At 63.5% G+C, this 14,047-nt stretch carries 10 protein-coding genes and 2 pseudogenes; 6 read left to right on the top strand and 6 right to left on the bottom strand.

What is annotated here, in order from left to right; genetic code table 11:
- Position 1: 1 nt before the first annotated feature.
- Positions 2-634 (bottom strand): class I SAM-dependent DNA methyltransferase, encoded by a 633-nt coding sequence (locus NKJ04_RS03060; RefSeq protein ID WP_164893001.1) that lies wholly within the window; start codon positions 632-634, stop codon positions 2-4.
- A 101-nt stretch (positions 635-735) separates the two neighbouring features.
- Between NKJ04_RS03060 and NKJ04_RS03055 the strand changes: the two are divergent.
- Positions 736-1,638, top strand: a pseudogene (locus tag NKJ04_RS03055) (phosphotransferase).
- A 5-nt stretch (positions 1,639-1,643) separates the two neighbouring features.
- Here the strand turns inward: NKJ04_RS03055 and NKJ04_RS03050 are convergent.
- Entirely contained in the window at positions 1,644-2,567 is a 924-nt protein-coding gene (locus NKJ04_RS03050) for a DMT family transporter (protein WP_023811665.1), read from the bottom strand.
- 106 nt (positions 2,568-2,673) lie between these two features.
- A complete protein-coding gene (locus NKJ04_RS03045) occupies positions 2,674-3,954 on the bottom strand; it encodes an amidohydrolase family protein (protein WP_352673458.1) in 1,281 nt (426 codons plus the stop codon).
- A 169-nt stretch (positions 3,955-4,123) separates the two neighbouring features.
- On the opposite strand from NKJ04_RS03045, the gene NKJ04_RS03040 reads away from it, so the two are divergent.
- Positions 4,124-5,878: an ABC transporter ATP-binding protein gene (locus NKJ04_RS03040; RefSeq protein WP_128363991.1), complete on the top strand. Its 1,755-nt coding sequence runs from the start codon at positions 4,124-4,126 to the stop codon at positions 5,876-5,878.
- A gap of 158 nt (positions 5,879-6,036) precedes the next feature.
- Here NKJ04_RS03040 and ilvD read toward each other — a convergent pair whose 3' ends face one another.
- The gene (ilvD, locus tag NKJ04_RS03035; protein ID WP_023811662.1) at positions 6,037-7,881 is read right to left on the bottom strand and encodes a dihydroxy-acid dehydratase; all 1,845 of its coding nucleotides are present in this window, start codon (positions 7,879-7,881) and stop codon (positions 6,037-6,039) included.
- 197 nt (positions 7,882-8,078) lie between these two features.
- Between ilvD and NKJ04_RS03030 the strand changes: the two genes are divergently transcribed.
- From NKJ04_RS03030 to NKJ04_RS03020, 3 genes are all read left to right on the top strand, one after another.
- A complete protein-coding gene (locus tag NKJ04_RS03030; protein WP_352673456.1) occupies positions 8,079-8,423 on the top strand; it encodes an ArsR/SmtB family transcription factor in 345 nt (114 codons plus the stop codon).
- 72 nt (positions 8,424-8,495) lie between these two features.
- The gene (locus tag NKJ04_RS03025; protein WP_352673454.1) at positions 8,496-9,023 is read left to right on the top strand and encodes an SRPBCC family protein; all 528 of its coding nucleotides are present in this window, start codon (positions 8,496-8,498) and stop codon (positions 9,021-9,023) included.
- Between the two features lie 33 nt (positions 9,024-9,056).
- Positions 9,057-9,527, top strand: coding sequence for a VOC family protein (locus NKJ04_RS03020; protein ID WP_352673451.1), 471 nt, complete (start codon positions 9,057-9,059; stop codon positions 9,525-9,527).
- Positions 9,528-9,610: 83 nt separating this feature from the next.
- On the opposite strand, the gene NKJ04_RS03015 is transcribed toward NKJ04_RS03020, so the two are convergent.
- The gene (locus tag NKJ04_RS03015; protein ID WP_023811658.1) at positions 9,611-11,203 is read right to left on the bottom strand and encodes a peptide chain release factor 3; all 1,593 of its coding nucleotides are present in this window, start codon (positions 11,201-11,203) and stop codon (positions 9,611-9,613) included.
- A gap of 236 nt (positions 11,204-11,439) precedes the next feature.
- Between NKJ04_RS03015 and NKJ04_RS03010 the strand changes: the two are divergent.
- Positions 11,440-12,512: pseudogene (locus NKJ04_RS03010) on the top strand (NAD(P)/FAD-dependent oxidoreductase).
- On the opposite strand, the gene NKJ04_RS03005 reads toward NKJ04_RS03010, so the two are convergent.
- Positions 12,506-13,879: an amidase gene (locus NKJ04_RS03005; RefSeq protein ID WP_352673449.1), complete on the bottom strand. Its 1,374-nt coding sequence runs from the start codon at positions 13,877-13,879 to the stop codon at positions 12,506-12,508. The pseudogene NKJ04_RS03010 and the gene NKJ04_RS03005 sit on opposite strands and share 7 nt — an antisense overlap.
- Positions 13,880-14,047 lie beyond the last annotated feature (168 nt).

Here is a 14,047-nt window from a genome sequence, read left to right as displayed (position 1 = left end):
GTCAGGTCACGCGCAGTGCGAGACCGCGGCTGGGCACGGTGTCGGCTTCGCCCGGCATGGAGACGTAAGGGCGCGTTTCCTCGACGCGGGTGACGAGGCCTTGCGCCTCGATCTCGCCGACACGCGTGGCAAAGCCGGCATCCCACAGCGTGTTCTTGACCGTCAGCACGATCACGCCGCCCGGGCGGCAGATGCGGATTAGCTCGTCCAGCCCCTCGACGCCGACATGGCCCGAGGTGAAGACGCCGGCCGAGATGATCCCGGCATAGGCATCATCGGCAAAGGGCAGATGACCGCCGAGCGCCAGGCAATGGAGCGCGGAATAGACGCCCTTGCGGGCCGCCTGATCCAGCATGCCTTGTGAAATATCGAGTGCCTCGACTTGCGGGTAACCAGCAATATCAAGCCATTCGCCGATGAGCCCGGTGCCGGCCCCGGCATCGAGCAGCGGTGCTGAACCGCGCGGCAGATGGCGGGCCAGCAAGGCAAGGCAGATCGTCGGATGGCGATAGCCGGCGGCCGACATGTCGGCGTCATAGGTTTCCGACCAGCGATCATAGAGTGCGGCCACCTCTTCGGGCCGCTTTGCCGCGTAGGCCGCGCCGAGCGCGCCATGATGTTTGCTGTCCGCCACTTTTATCCAGTCCGCCAATTTTTGATCTCGCAGTGATGATAGCCAAAGCGCGAAAATTGTGGAACCGTCGCTGCGACAAATAACGGCGTGGGGGCGCAGGCATGGTGACTGACGAGGCGCGTGCGGCACTGGACGCCATTCCCATGCTGGCCGGCTACAGCGGGCCGCTGGAACGGCTGGGCGGCCTCACCAACCTCGTCTTCAAGGCCGGCGACTTCTGCCTGCGCATTCCCGGCAAGGGCACCGAGGAATAGATCAACCGGGCCAACGAAGCAGTGGCTGCACGCGAAGCGGCAAAGGCAGGGGTCAGTCCCGAGGTGCTGCATGTCGACCCCGGCACCGGGGTGATGGTGACACGCTACATCGCCGGCGCCGAAACGGTGTCGCCGGAGAAATTCCGGACACGTCCGGGCAGTCCGGCCCGCGCCGGCGAGGCCTTTCGCAAGCTGCACGATTCAGGCGCGGTGTTTCCCTTCCGCTTCGAATTGTTCGCGATGATCGACGATTACCTCAAGGTGCTGTCCACCAAGGAGGTCGCCCTGCCCGCCGGTTATCATGACGTGGTGCGCGACGCCGAGAGCGTGCGCTCGGCGCTGGCCGCCTATCCGCTGCCGCTCGTTGCCTGCCACTGCGATCCGCTGTGCGAGAACTTTCTCGATACCGGCGAGCGGATGTGGATCGTCGACTGGGAGTATTCGGGCATGAATGACCCACTCTGGGACCTTGGCGACCTCAGCGTGGAAGGCAAATTCGACACGGGGCAGGATGAGGAGATGATGCGCGCCTATTTCGGCGGCGAGGCCAAGCCGGCGGAGCGCGGCCGCGTCGTCATCTACAAGGCGATGTGCGACCTGTTGTGGACGCTGTGGGGGCTGATCCAGCTCGCCAACAACAATCCGGTCGATGATTTTCGCGCCTATGCCGACGGTCGGTTCGCGCGCTGCAAGGCGCTGATGGAGACGACGGAGTTTTCACGGCACCTGGCGGCGATACGTCAGGGCTGAGCCTACTAATTCACGCCCTTCGGCACGTTTTCGGGCGGCACCGCAGTCTCGACCACTTTCTGGCGGTGGAAGATGAACAGGCCGGCCAGAACGACGATGCCCGAGCCGATCAGTATGCGCGGGCCTGGCACGTCGCCGAAGAATGCCAGTCCGAACACCACCGCCCACAGCAGCAGCGTGTAGTGCAGCGGCGCCAATGTCGAAGCCGGCGCCAGCTTGAGCGCCCTGGTGATCATCAGATGCGCGCCGCAGGAGACGATGCCGAGCAGCAGCATGGCGCCGAGATCGAGCGCCGACGGCGTCTGCCAGGCGCCGATGGTCAGCACACCCCCGACCAGCAGCGTGCCGATAGTCTGCCATGTCACCAGATTGGTGTCGCTGGTGCCGCGCAGCCGGCGGTTGAGGATGATGGCGAAGGCGAAGGAGATGCTGCCCACCAGCGCAAAGCCCGACGACAGCGAGAACGCCGCCGAGGACGGTTTCAGCATGATCAAAACGCCGCAGAAGCCGAGCAGGATCGCCATCCAGCGGCGCCAACCGACCTTTTCGCCAAGCAAGAGGTGCGAGAGCGCCGCAACGTAGATCGGCCCGGCCATGTAGAAACTCATGACATCGGCAAGCGGCAGATAGACCACGGCGGCATAAAAGAGCGCGGTGTCGAGCGTGGTCATGACAACGCGCAGCAGCTGCAGCTCCAGGCGTTCCATGCGAAACAGCTTGGCCGTGCCTTGATGGGCAATCATCGGGCCAAGCACGAAAAAGGCGCCGATGGAGCGGATCAGCACCACCTGACCGACGGAGAAGCTGGCGACCAGCCACTTGCCCATGGCGTCGTTCAGCGCAAACAGGAAGTCGCCGGCCAGCATCAGCAGAATGCCGGCCAGAAGCACATTCCTGATCGTCGAATTCTGCGCCACGGGCTGCGTCATGCCGATCCCGATTCCTCCCTAGTAAGCCGCGTCGTAGACGGAAGCGGCGGCTTTGACGAGGAGAATTCGGGCAATGGGTAAGACCAGTGCCAGGAATCGGCTGTATCTAGGCGGATATGTGCCGCCGGTTCACCATTCCCGGCCTTCCGTCGATGGACAGCCTGGTCTCCTGCTTCGTCCGCTCCGCCACCACCTTGCCCCTGGCGATGACGCACAGGCGCTCGGCGCGCAAGCGCAGGGCTTCGACCGGATTGCCGGCATCGAGGACGACAAGGCTGGCGCGCTTGCCGACCGCCAGGCCGAGATGATCGAGGCCCATGATCGCGGCATTGACGTTGGTGACCATGTCGAAGCAGCGCGCCATCTCGGCCGGGCTCGACATCTGAGCAACGTGCAGACCCATGAAGGCGACATCGAGCATGTCGGCGGTGCCAAGCGAATACCAGGGATCGAGCACGCAATCCTGGCCCCAGCCGACGCGAATGCCGAGCGCCAGCATCTCCTTGACCCGAGTCAGGCCGCGGCGCTTCGGGAAGGTGTCGTGGCGGCCCTGCAGCATGATGTTGATCAGCGGATTGGGAATGACCGAGACGCCGGCCTCGGCGATCAGCGGCAGCAGCTTCGAGACGTAGTAATTGTCCATCGAATGCATCGATGTGAGATGCGAGCCGGCCACCCTGTTTTGCAGACCAAGGCGCTGCGTCTCATAGGCAAGCTGTTCGATGTGACGCGACAGCGGGTCGTCGGTCTCGTCGCAATGCAGGTCGACCATCAGGCCGCGTTTGGCCGCGATCTCGCACAGCTCCGTTACCGAACGCGTGCCGTCGGCCATGGTGCGCTCGAAATGGGGGATGCCGCCGACAATGTCGACGCCCATGTCCAATGCGCGGATGGTGTTCTCACGTGCCGTCGGCGAGCGGTAGAACCCGTCCTGCGGGAAGGCGACCAGTTGCAGGTCGATATAGGGGGCGACCGTCTTCTTGACCTCGAGCAGCGCCTCGACCGCCAGCAGCCTGTCATCGCAGACATCGACATGGGTGCGGATTGCGAGCAGGCCCATCGACACCGCCCAGTCGCAATAGGCCAATGCGCGATCACGCACCGCCTCATGCGTCAAAAGCGGCTTCAACTCGCCCCATAGCGAAATGCCTTCGAGCAGCGTACCCGACGCGTTGATGCGCGGAATGCCGTATGAGAGCGTCGCGTCCATGTGGAAATGCGGATCGACGAAGGGCGGCGAGACCAGATTGCCACGGGCGTCGATCTCGGTTCGCGCGGAACCCTGCATAACGGGCTCGATCGCCGCGATCGTCTCACCGCTGATGCCTATGTCGGCAACCCTGCCATCAGGCAGCGTGCCGCCGCGAACGATAAGGTCGAAATCCATCTGTCGTCATCCCGTCAAAAGAATCATCTGATATAGCCGAGGCTGAAAATCGCATCCCGTCGATGCCGCTTGCAACAGCGGTTTGTCCGCGGCGGCCGCGGATGGTTCCATCCGGCCGCAACTCCCTCTATAAGCCGCCTTCGTTGTCCCGGTTTCAAGGATCCGCCGTTTGTTTCGTTTCTTCCGCTCGACGGAAAACCAGCGCCTCGTTGCGAGGTTGATCCGGGAATCCTTTTACCAGCACAGGTTTGGCTACGGCGCCGCGATCTTGTCGATGCTTGTGGTGGCCGCCACGACCGGCGCCAGCGCCTGGATTCTCAAAGAGATCACCGACGAATTCGTGGTCTTCAAGCGGATTGACCGCGTCAACCTGATTGCGGCGGGGGTCGCCACGATCTTCATTCTCAAGGGTCTCGCCAACTTCATCCAGGCTTATTTCATGAGCCGGGTCGGCAACGCCATTATCGCCGATCGCCAGCGCAAGATCTACGACCGCATCCTGGCGCAAGGCATCGAATTCTACCATTCGACCTCGTCGTCCGACCTGATCACACGCATGACCAACAATGCGCAGGCTGCGCGCAACGTGCTCGACCTCGTTGTCACGTCCTATGTGCGCGACCTGTTGTCGCTGGTTGTCCTGGTAGGAGTCATGGTCTGGCAGCAGCCAGCCTTGTCCATAATCTGCTTTGTCGTCGGCCCCTTGGCTATCTACGGGGTCAACCGCATCCTCAAACGTGTTCGCAAGTTCGCCGCGATGGAGTTTCGCTCGGTCGGCCAGATCGTGCAGGTGATGCAGGAAACGGCAATCGGCGTGCGCGTCGTCAAATCCTTCAACCTCGAAGGCGCAATGCGCAACCGCATGTACAAGGCCGTGTCGGACGTCGAGAACCGGGCCAACAACATCGCGACGCTGGAGGCTGCGACAAGCCCGGTGATGGAGACGCTGGCCGGACTGGCAATTGCCGGGGCCATCTTCGTCAGCGGCTTCCTGGTCTTGCAAGGCGGCCAGATGCCTGGAAACATCATGGCCTTCATCGGGGCGCTCCTGTTCGCCTATGAGCCGGCAAAGCGCCTTGCGCGCGTGCGCATATCGCTGGAAAGCGGCATTGTCGGCGTGCGCATGATGTTCGAGCTCGCCGACCAGCCGCTGACTCTGGTCGAGAAGCCGGACGCGAAGCCGCTTCTGGCCGGACCGGGCGAGATCCGGTTCGACGCCGTCGACTTCGCTTATCAGAACGGGCCGCCGGTGCTGGACAGGTTCGATCTGACGCTTGCGCCCGGCAAGATGACGGCGCTGGTCGGGCCTTCCGGCGGCGGCAAGTCGACGATTCTAAACCTGATCATGCGCATGTACGACCCGAAGAGCGGCAAGGTGCTGTTCGATGGTCAGGATATTTCCCATGCGACGCTCGCATCGCTGCGGGAAAAGATCGCCTATGTCAGCCAGGACACGTTCCTGTTTGCCGGCACCATCATGCACAACATCCGGCTTGGGCGCGAGGGTGCGACCGACGAAGAGGTGATCGCCGCCGCCAAGGCGGCCAACGCCCATGACTTCATCAGCGCGCAGGCGAAAGGCTACGAGACGGATGTCGGCGAGAATGGCGGCCTGCTATCGGGCGGCCAACGCCAACGGATCTCGATCGCACGCGCCATGCTGCGCAATGCCGAGATCCTGCTTCTGGACGAAGCGACCAGCGCGCTCGACGCCGAATCGGAAGCACTGTTCCGCGACGCGCTGCAGCAATTGACGGAAGGCCGCACGACGATCGTTATCGCGCACCGTCTGTCGACCGTGCACCAGGCTGACACGATCGTGGTGCTCGAAGCCGGCAAGGTGGTGGAAAGCGGCCCGCACAAGACCTTGCTCAAGCAGGGCGGGCTCTACCAGAAGCTTTATGAGTATCAGTTGATGCCCTGATGGTGTTCCGGATGTTGGAGCCAGGCGCCCTCATCCGGCCCTTCGGGCCACCTTCTCCCCGAGGGGAGAAGAGATCGTCAGCGCCGGCGCCAGCCTCTTCTCCCTAGCGGGGAGAAGAGGCCGCGTAGCGGCCGGATGAGGGGGCCTGGGCGCGAACCTTATTCCGGCACGAACCTGACAGCCCCCTTGGCCGCGCTGGTCGCCATCGCGGCATAGGCGCGCAAGGCGGTCGTCACCTTGCGCTTGCGCTTTTCCTCTGGCTTCCAGGCCAGGGCGCCCCTGGCCTCCATCGCCGCCCGGCGCGCAGCGAGCTCCGCGTCATCGACAGCAAGGCGGATGCTGCGGTTCGGGATGTCGATCTCGATCGTATCGCCCTCCTGCACCAGCCCGATTAGCCCGCCTTCGGCGGCTTCCGGCGATGCGTGGCCGATCGACAGGCCCGACGTGCCGCCGGAGAAGCGGCCGTCGGTGACCAGAGCGCAGGCCTTGCCGAGCCCTTTCGACTTCAGATAGCTGGTCGGGTAGAGCATTTCCTGCATGCCTGGGCCGCCGCGCGGTCCCTCATAGCGGATGACGACGACGTCGCCGGCCTTGATCTCGTTGGAGAGGATCGCCTTCACGCTCGAATCCTGGCTCTCGAACACGCGGGCCGGGCCGGTGAACTTCAGGATCGATTCATCGACGCCGGCCGTCTTCACGATGCAGCCGTCGAGAGCCAGATTGCCTTTCAGCACGGCGAGGCCGCCATCCTTGGAAAAGGGATGTTCGGTCGAGCGGATGACGCCTTTCTCGCGGTCGAGATCGAGTTCGTCCCAGCGGCGGTCCTGGCTGAAAGCGACCTGTGTCGGCACGCCACCAGGGGCGGCGAGGAAGAAATCGCGCACACTCTGGCTGGTCGTGCGGGAAATATCCCAATGGTCGAGCGCTTCGCCCAGCGTTCGCGTGTGCACCGTCGGCAGGTCGCGGTTGAGCAGGCCGGCATTGTCGAGCTGGCCGAGGATGGCCATGATGCCGCCGGCGCGGTGCACGTCTTCCATGTGCACGTCGGACTTGGCCGGAGCAACCTTGCACAGCACCGGCACCTTGCGCGACAGCGCGTCGATGTCGTCCTGATCGAAATCGATTTCGCCCTCATGCGCGGCGGCGAGAATGTGCAGCACGGTGTTGGTCGAGCCACCCATGGCGATGTCGAGCGTCATGGCGTTCTCGAACGCACCTTTGGAGGCGATGTTGCGTGGCAGCGCGGTTTCGTCGTCCTGCTCGTAATAGCGCTGGGCGAGATCGACGATCAGGTGGCCGGCCTCGACGAACAGCCGCTTGCGGTCGGCATGCGTGGCCAGCGTCGAGCCGTTGCCGGGCAATGAAAGGCCCAGCGCCTCGGTCAGGCAATTCATCGAATTGGCGGTGAACATGCCCGAGCAGGAGCCGCAGGTCGGGCAGGCCGAGCGCTCGATGACCTTGACGTCCTCGTCGGAAATTCTGTCGTCGGCCGCCGCCACCATGGCATCGACCAGGTCGAGAGCCTGCGTCTTGCCGGCGAGCACCACCTTGCCAGCTTCCATCGGACCGCCGGAAACGAAGACGGTAGGGATGTTGAGGCGCAACGATGCCATCAGCATGCCGGGCGTGATCTTGTCGCAATTGGAGATGCAGACCATGGCGTCGGCACAGTGAGCGTTGACCATGTATTCGACGGAATCGGCGATCAGCTCGCGCGACGGTAGCGAATAGAGCATGCCGTCATGGCCCATGGCGATGCCGTCGTCGACGGCGATGGTGTTGAATTCCTTGGCGACGCCGCCGGCCTTCTCGATCTCGCGCGCGACCAACTGGCCGAGATCCTTGAGATGGACATGGCCCGGCACGAACTGGGTGAAGGAGTTGACCACCGCGATGATCGGCTTGCCGAAATCGCTGTCCTTCATGCCGGTGGCGCGCCAGAGGCCGCGAGCGCCGGCCATGTTGCGGCCATGGGTGGTGGTGCGGGAGCGATAGGCAGGCATGTTTTTTCCTTGGTGGCTGGCCACAGCCAGGCATGGCGCGGCGGAGCTGAATTCGGACCGCAGGCGTTATAGACGTGCAAGCCCGGTCTGGCCACAATTTTGCAATGCGCCAGAACGCAAGGCGCAACTTGGTTGACGAGGGTCATTCACCTGTATATAGCCAAATGGGTATATACCTTATTGGCTATGGATGACAGATGAACCAGCTGGACGCTACCTTTGCCGCGCTCGCCGATCCAACACGGCGCGCCATCCTTGCGCGGCTCATCCAGGGCGAAGCTTCGGTCATGGAGCTCGCCGAACCCTTCGCGATGAGCCAACCGTCGATTTCCAAGCATCTCAAGGTGCTGGAAAACGCTGGGCTGATCTCTCGTGGCCGCGACGCGCAGCGCCGGCCATGCCGGCTGGAAGTCGAGCCGCTGGCCGAGGCCAATGACTGGCTGGAGCGTTATCGCAAAATCTGGGAAGGCAATTTCCAGCGCCTCGACGCCCTGTTGGGCGCCATGCAAGCCGAAAAAGCTCCCGGCGAGGCAGACCAATAGCCGGAAAAAATCGGGACCTGTGTCGGATCGCCGGCCGGCCGGCCATCCTTGGACAACATAAGGAGGATCATCGTGAGCACCACAATTCTTCCCGGCTCAACCGTCGCCACCTTGACAGTGACCACGCCCAGCGACCGTGAGATCCAGATCACCCGCCTCTTCGCGGCGCCACGGCCGATGGTCTTCGACTGCTGGACGGTGCCGGAGCTGCTGAAGGGCTGGCTGCACGGCCCGGACGGCTGGCGTCTGACGGTCTGCGAGATCGACCTCAGAGTCGGCGGCGCGACGCGTTATGTCTGGCAGCACCGCGACGGTCGCAGTATGGGTATGAGCGGCGCCAATCGCGAAATCGTACGGCCGAGCCGGATCGTCGCAACCGAACTGTTCGACGAGGACTGGACCGGTGGCGAAACGATCGGAACGGTGACCTTTACCGATCAGACCGGCAAAACCCTTTTAACGCAGACGGTGCTCTACGCTTCGCAAACAGCCCGTGACGGCGCTCTCGGCACCGGCATGACCAGCGGCATGGCCAACAGCTACGCCCAGCTCGACGCCTATCTTTTTTCACTCCAGGACGCCGCTAAGGGCGCCGCCTGACCCTTCCCCAAAGAAATGCCAAGGAGACAGACAATGCAAAAGATCACCACCTTCCTGTGGTTCGGCGGCCAGGCCGAAGAGGCCATGAACCACTACGTATCGATCTTCAAGAATTCCAAGGTGTTGAGCGTCACGCGCTGGCCACAGGGCCACGCCCAGGAAGGCAAGGTGTTGGTGGCCTCATTCGAACTCGACGGCGTGCAGTTCCAGGCGCTCAATGGCGGCCCCCAATACAAATTCACAGAGGCCATGTCGCTGTCGATCGACTGCAAGACGCAGGCTGAAGTCGACCATTTCTGGAGCAAACTCACCGAAGGCGGTGGCGAACCCGGCCGTTGCAGCTGGCTGAAGGACAGATTCGGCGTTTCCTGGCAGGTCGTGCCGGAGCAATTGCCCAGGCTGCTCGGGGATGCGGACCGGGCGAAGGCCGGCCGGGTGATGTCGGCGATGATGCAGATGGGCAAGATCGACATCGCCAAGATCGAAGAAGCGGCCAAAGGCTGAGCGAAACCTTCAACGCCGGCGCCGCCCTCATCCGCCCTTCGGGCATCTTCTCCCCGTAAACGGGGAGAAGGAAAAAGCGCGACTTACGCCGCCTTGTCGCGGACCTGATAATCCTTGATCGTGGCAAACTTGATCGCCTTCCAGCGTTCCGCTTCGTAGTTCAGCGAAAAGGCGTGCTGGGCCAGGAACACCGGATCGTTGTCGAGGTCGCGGGCGATGTCGCCGCGATGCGCCTCGATGAAGCGCAGGACCTCGGCCTTGTCGTCGGCCGAGATCCAGCGGCAGACCGAAAACCGCGACATCTCGAATTCGACCGGCAGCGTGTATTCGAAGTTCAGCCGCTCCTTCAACACGTCGAGCTGCAGGGCGCCGACGACGCCGACGATGGCAGGCGAGCCGTCCTCCGGCGAAAACAGCTGCACGACGCCCTCTTCGGCCATCTGGTGCAGCGCTTCCTTGAGTTTTTTCGCTTTCATCGCGTCGCCGAGGCGAACGCGGCGCAGGATTTCCGGTGCGAAATTCGGCACGCCGCGGAACAGGATTTCCTCGCCCTCGGTCAGCGTATCGCCAATACGCAGCGTGCCGTGGTTGGGAATGCCGACGACATCGCCGGCGAACGCCTCGTCGGCGGTGACGCGGGTGCGGGCAAAGAAGAATTGCGGCGCCGACAGCGACATAGGCTTTCCCGTACGCACCAGCTTGGCCTTCATGCCGCGCTCGAGCTTGCCCGAACAGACGCGGACGAAGGCAATGCGGTCGCGGTGGTTGGGATCCATGTTGGCCTGTATCTTGAAGACGAAGGACGTCATCTTCTCCTCGGTTGCCTCGACCTTGCGGGTGTCGGCCTCCTGCGCGCGCGGCGGCGGTCCAAAAGCGCCAAGCGCCTCGATCAGGTCGCGCACGCCATAATTGCGCAGCGCCGAGCCGAAATAGACCGGCGTCAGATGGCCCTCTCGGAAGGCTTCTATATCAAGGGGTCTGCACGCTTCCCGCGCGAGCTCCAGTTCCTCGATGAAGGCTTCGCGTTCGTTTTCTGGCAAAAGGCCAGCAACGCGGTTGGAATCGGGACCATTAACCGGCGTGCGTTCTTTCTCCGCGTCGCCCCTGCGCACGGCATTCAGCGCCAGATGATAGGTGCCGGCAAAATTCTTGCCGCGGCCGATCGGCCAGGTGACGGGGGCAGTATCCAGCGCCAGCTTCTGCTCGATCTCGTCCAAAATCTCGAACGGATCGCGGCTTTCGCGGTCCATCTTGTTGATGAAGGTGATGATCGGAATGTCGCGCAGCCGGCAGACTTCGAACAGCTTCAGTGTGCGCGGCTCGATGCCCTTGGCGGCATCGATGACCATGACCGCCGAGTCGACCGCCGACAGCGTGCGGTAGGTGTCGTCGGCGAAATCCTCGTGGCCGGGCGTGTCGAGCAGGTTGAAGACATTGTCTTCATACTCGAAGGTCATCACCGAGGTGACGACCGAGATGCCGCGCTCACGCTCGATCTTCATCCAGTCGGAGCGGGTCTGGATCTTGTCCTTCTTGGCTTTGACCTCGCCGGCAAGCTGGATAGCGCCGCCGAACAGCAGCAGCTTTTCGGTGAGCGTCGTCTTGCCGGCGTCCGGGTGCGCGATGATCGCGAAGGTGCGGCGGCGCGCCACTTCTTCTTCTATTGCTTCGGGCATTCTCTGGGATTTCCGTGTGACAGGCCGGGCTTCTAGCAGCGCAGTGCCGGCCTGTCGACCGGTCCGGCGGCTCGGAAGCTGCTGATCGCCGCCTCACCGTCAGAGCATACAGCTCAGCCGTGCTGTGGCTCCGGCCAGTGCATTGCCGCATATTTTGCGCTGCGCGATGTTGGCAAGCGGCTGCCGGGATGGCACTGGACGAACATCCCTCCGGATGGCGAGGCAGAGGAGCAAGCATGACTGCGGCGAAACAAGTGATCGTCATCGGCGCCGGCATCATCGGCGCCTGCATCGCCTGGCATCTGAGCAAGGCGGGAGCACAGGTCACGGTCATTTCCGACAGCCCCGTCGGTGGAATCGCCACCCCAAACTCGTTTGCCTGGATCAATGCCAGCTGGGGCAATCCGGAGCCCTATTTCCGGCTGCGCACCCGCGCGATGGCCGAATGGTCGCGGCTGGCGCAGGACCTACCCGGCCTGCCGCTCAGCTGGTGCGGTGGCCTGTGCTGGGATCTGTCGGCCACCGACATGGAAATCTACGCCACGGAGCATTCCGCCTGGGGCTACGGCATCGAACGCGTCGACCGCGCCGGTGCCGCGCGCATCGAGCCCAATCTCGCCGAGCTTCCCGACTTTGCCCTGCATGTGGCTGAGGAAGGTGTCGCAGAGCCCGTGGCCGCCGCCCATGCCCTATTGGCAGACGCGAAGCGACATGGCGCGAAGACCATCTCCAGCACGGTGACGGCCCTGGTCCAGACCGGCGGCAGGATCACCGGTGTCGACACTTCGCACGGATTGATTGCATCAGACGAGGTGGTGGTCGCGGCCGGCGTCGGCTCGCCGGAGATCGCCGCGACCGCCGGGATCAACCTGCCGATCGAAACGCCGCCCGGCCTGATCGTCCACTCACGGCCTTACAAAAAGCTGCTCAACGGTCTGGTTCTGGCCGAGCGGCTGCACATGCGCCAGACGGCGGAAGGCCGCATCATCGCCGGCTCGGATTTTGGCGGCGCCGATCCGGTATGAATGCCGAAGCCACCGCCCACGCGCTGTTTGCGGCCATGAAAGCCATGCTGCGCGACAGCGACGGGTTGGAACTCGATTTCCACACGGTCGGCTACCGGCCGACGCCGATCGACGGCTTTCCGATCATCGGCCGCGCGGTGGGCATGGACGGTGTCTATGTCGCGGTCATGCATTCCGGCATCACGCTGGCGCCGGCCGTCGGCCTGTTCGCCGCCCGGGAAATCCTCGACGGCGAGCGCGACCTGCTGCTTGCGCCTTATGGATTGTCGCGCTTCGCTCAATAGGCGGGCGGACGGCGAAAGCCGCCGGTCAGGGGTTCGATTGCCTTGGCGATGCCGAGCAGCCGTGACTCCGACCAGCGTTTGCCGACCAGTTGCAGGCCGATCGGCAGGCCGGTGCTGTCCAGTCCGCACGGCATGGAAAGCGCTGGATGGCCGCTGTAGTTGAACACGGCGCCATAGGCCGGCAGCATCCAGTAGCTCTGCTCCTTGCCGTCGACCTTGATCGGCGTGCCCGGCTCGCAATGCGGGAAGGCGGTGGTCATGGCGACCGGGCAGATCAACGCGTCGTAGGCCTCGAAAAACCGGTCCCAGGCGAGAATGGATTTGTCGCGGCGGGCGAGTGCCTCGAACCAGCGCGAGACCGGTGTCGGTTCCTCCGGCGGCTCAGGCTGAGCGGCCTCCAGCATCATGCCGATCAGCGCGCCGCCCTGCTCCAGATCGTCATGCAGGTCGAGTTTCGGCAGTTTTGCTTCTTCGACGACCGCTCCTGCGGATTGTAACTGCCTTGCGAGACTTTCGACCGCGGCGCTGACGTCGCCCGCCACTGGAAACCCGGGAAAGAACGGCGCGAAGGCAATGCGCAATGTCTTGAGGTCGAGGCTTGGCATATCCTCGACCGGCACCGGCGCAAGATCGGTGTCGCTTCCATTAGGACCGGCAATGATTTGATAGATCAGCGCCAAATCTTCCACACTGCGCGCCAGCGGCCCAAGGCAGGACATCAGCCGCACGCTGCGCGCAGTACCGCCGGGATCGGGAAAGACGCCGGCCAGCGAGACGCGGTGCTCCGTCGGCTTCAGGCCATAGACACCGCAGAAACTGGCCGGCAGCCGGATTGAGTCCTGCATGTCGGTGCCGACATCGAACGGCGTCATCCCCGAGCAAAGTGCAGCCGCCGCGCCGCCGCTGGAACCGCCCGCCGTGCGCTGGAGATTCCAGGGATTGCTGGTGCGACCAAACAGCGGATTGTTCGACTGCCAGTCCGAAAGCATGGTCGCGACATTGGTCTTGGCCATCAGCACGCCGCCAGCCGCACGCAAGCGGGCGACGACCGGACTGTTCTGTTTGGCGACATAGTCGGCAAAGGGCGGAAAGCCGACCGTGGTCTTCATGCCTGCTGTTTCGTGCGTGTCCTTCAGCGTGAACGGTACGCCGTGCAACGGGCCGAGGGCCTCGCCGCGCGCCTGGGCCGCGTCGGCCTTCTTGGCGCACTCGCGAGCCCCTTCCCTGTCGAGCGAGATGACGGCGTTGACCGCATCGTTGTGCGCATCGATCTGCGCCAGATGCGCGTCGAGTGCCTCGACGGCGGAGATCTTCCGCGCGGCGATGGCAGTGGCCAGCTCGATGGTTGAGGAAAAGACGAGGTCCATTGACAATGCTCCGGCTTGGCCGCGTTCGCCTGATCGGATGGCGGACAGCGGCGCTGCTTCAAATGGAGTTGAGCATTCGAGGATTGGCTGCGTTTGATCGAAATTGTGCAGACTGGACTGTCCAAGTCTGCACTCTACGGCGCCCCCCTCTGTCCTGCCGGACATCTC

Source organism: Mesorhizobium sp. M0618, from assembly GCF_040320765.1.
Taxonomy (GTDB): Bacteria; Pseudomonadota; Alphaproteobacteria; order Rhizobiales; family Rhizobiaceae; genus Mesorhizobium.
The sequence above is the reverse complement of the archived record's forward strand: the minus strand, read 5'-3'. Positions and strand labels throughout refer to the sequence as shown.